3 protein-coding genes are annotated in these 1,680 nt (G+C 68.2%); all 3 read left to right on the top strand.

The genetic code is table 11. The features are described 5' to 3' along the window. Nucleotides 1-244: replication initiator (locus tag IE249_RS35340; RefSeq protein WP_373304543.1), on the top strand; the 244-nt coding region annotated here is incomplete at its 5' end. Next, complete coding sequence (locus IE249_RS35335; RefSeq protein WP_189711610.1) at nucleotides 234-416, top strand: helix-turn-helix domain-containing protein; 183 nt, start codon at nucleotides 234-236, stop codon at nucleotides 414-416. The genes IE249_RS35340 and IE249_RS35335, both read left to right, overlap by 11 nt. After that, on the top strand, nucleotides 416-1,567 hold the full coding sequence (locus IE249_RS35330; protein WP_189711608.1) for a tyrosine-type recombinase/integrase: 1,152 nt from the start codon (nucleotides 416-418) through the stop codon (nucleotides 1,565-1,567). The genes IE249_RS35335 and IE249_RS35330 overlap by 1 nt, the downstream gene beginning before the upstream one ends. Nucleotides 1,568-1,680 lie beyond the last annotated feature (113 nt).

The raw sequence follows: 1,680 nt of genomic DNA, 5'->3' as shown, positions 1-1,680 counted from the left end.
CGGCTTCCGCGGCCACTTCTCCACCAAGTCCCGCCGCTACTCCACCACCCTCGGCGCCCTCCGCGACGCCCGCGCCGCATGGCGCCGCGCACAGGCGGCCACCACCGACACCGGGCCCGAGACGACGTACGTCCTCGCGCACTGGGTCTTCGCCGGAACCGGCCTCTCCGACACCGAAGCCTGGCTCGCCGCCTCCCTCGAACCCACCCCCGGAACAGAAGGAGAACCCACCCGTGCGCGATGACGAACTGCTGACGGTGCACGAGGTGATGGCGCGGCTGAAGGTCGGTCGCTCCACGGTCTACGACCTGATCCGTTCCCGTCGCTTGCCATCGATCACCATCGGCCGGTGCCGCCGCATCCCGGCGCGGGCTGTGCGCGAATACATCACTCACGAACTGGAGGCGGCGGCCTGATGGCGCAGCAACGCAGGAGGAATCCGAACGGCGCCGGCACCATCACCAAGCGCAAGGACGGTCGCTTCCAGTGCGCGGTGTACGTACTCCAGCCGGACGGCACCCGGGCCCGGAAGTTCGCCTATGGCAAGACGTGGGCCGAGTGCGACGCCAAGCGCCGGGAGTTGCTCGACAAGGTGGACCAGGGCGTGCCCGTGCCGACCAAGTCGGCCAAGCTCTCCGAGTGGCTGCCGTACTGGCTGGAGAACGTCATCAAGCCTCGGCGGAAGCTGAGCACGTACGACAAGTACGAAGCGCACGTCCGGCTCTACCTGGTGCCGCTGCTCGGCGCCAAGCGGCTCGAATCGCTGGGCGTCGCCGACGTCCGCCGCTTCCTCGTCCGCCTGGAGAAGGAGACGACCGCAGCAACCGCCAAGGAAACGCACCGGGTTCTGCGGTCGGCGCTGACCTCCGCCTGTCGAGAGGAGCTCATCGCGCGAAACGTCGCCAAGCTCGTCGAGCCGCCGCGCACGGACAATCGGGAGTTGCAGCCCTGGAGCCTCGACGAGACGCTCGACTTCCTTGCCGCCTGTCGCAGGGATCCGCTCTACGCAGCCTTCGTGCTCGCAATCGCCATGGGCCTGCGTCGGGGCGAGATCATCGGTCTCCGCTGGTTTGACCTCGACCTCGACAACCGCGTCCTTTACGTCCGCCAGCAGACGCAACGCCGTCGCGGCGTCCTCTACGACGACGATCCCAAGAGCCGTCGACGTCGTGTCGTCCCGCTGCCCGCGCTCTGCATCGCGCCCTTGCGCTGGCATCGGATGCGGCAGACGGCGGCTCGGAGCAAGGCGGGGGAGACCTGGCAGGCGTCGGACTACGTCTTCACCACCCGTACCGGTCGTCAGGTCGAGCCGCGGAACGTCTACCGCTCCTTCACCCGGGTCGCCGAGTCCGCCGGCCTCCGCGTGATTCGGCTGCACGACGCCCGGCACGGGTGCGCCACCCTCCTCACCGCTGCCGGGGTGGCTCCTCGCGTCGTGATGGAGATCCTCGGGCACAGCCAGATCAGCATCACCATGGACGTGTACACGCACGTCGTGCAGGACACCCAGCGCGAGGCCATCAGCCACATGGATCGGTTGCTCAAGAGGCGGCCCGGTCGTGGGTGATCGCCCTCGTTGATGTCAGAAGTGGATGTCAAAGGCCCCGGACCATGATCGGTCCGGGGCCTTTTGGCTGGTGCCCCCGGCAGGATTCGAACCTGCGACACCCGCTTTAGGAG

The organism is Streptomyces anandii JCM 4720, assembly GCF_014650655.1.
GTDB lineage: Bacteria > Actinomycetota > Actinomycetes > Streptomycetales > Streptomycetaceae > Streptomyces > Streptomyces anandii.
The sequence above is the reverse complement of the archived record's forward strand: the minus strand, read 5'-3'. Positions and strand labels throughout refer to the sequence as shown.

What these genes read in the sequence shown, in the direction of transcription:
- IE249_RS35330 (WP_189711608.1), top strand. Translation starts at nt 416, where the DNA reads ATGGCGCAGCAACGCAGGAGGAATCCGAACGGCGCCGGCACCATCACC.